Genomic DNA, 687 nt, shown 5'->3' with positions numbered 1-687 from the left:
GACGCCGTACCCGACACCGACTCCGCCCTCCTCAACTTCGACGGCATCTCCTACGCCAAAGGCGCCTCAGCCCTCCGCCAACTCGTCACCTGGATCGGCGAAGAAAACTTCCTCACCGGCATCAACCGCCACTTCACCCGCCACAAATTCGGCAACGCCACCCTCACCGACCTCATCGACAACCTCGCCACCGCCACCGACCGCGACGTCCACACCTGGGCCGACACCTGGCTCCGCACCACCGGCATCGACACCCTCACCGCCGAAACCACCACCGCCGAAACCACCACCGCCGAAACCGCCACCGCCGAAACCACCGCCACCCCCGACCACTGGACCCTCACCCTCCACCACCTGTCTACGGCANCNACGNCNCCNACNGCACCGACCATCGGCATCTACGACCACGACCCCGCCGACCACCACACCCTCACCCTGCGCAAACGCTACGAAACAGACATCCCCNAACACACCCNNCNCACNNCACCCCNNACCCCACCCCGCCCTCATCCTCCCCAACGAACACGACCTCACCTACACCAAACTCCGCCTCGACCCCACCTCCCTCAACACCACCCTCCACCACATCTCCGACCTACCCGACCCCCTCACCCGCGCCGTCCTCTGGACCACCCTCCGCGACATGGTCCGCGACGGCGACCTCCCCCCCACCCACTACCTCACCAC

1 protein-coding gene and 1 pseudogene are annotated in these 687 nt (G+C 66.9%); both read left to right on the top strand.

All coding sequences use genetic code 11. The features are described from left to right. A pseudogene (locus MW084_RS06860) lies at positions 1-366 on the top strand (M1 family aminopeptidase); the annotation flags it as partial. 126 nt (positions 367-492) lie between these two features. Beyond that, a partial coding sequence (locus MW084_RS06855) for an ERAP1-like C-terminal domain-containing protein (RefSeq protein ID WP_275563804.1) occupies positions 493-687 on the top strand: 195 nt, incomplete at both ends.

It is taken from the genome of Streptomyces sudanensis (genome assembly GCF_023614315.1).
Classification (GTDB): domain Bacteria; phylum Actinomycetota; class Actinomycetes; order Streptomycetales; family Streptomycetaceae; genus Streptomyces; species Streptomyces sudanensis.
The sequence above is the reverse complement of the archived record's forward strand: the minus strand, read 5'-3'. Positions and strand labels throughout refer to the sequence as shown.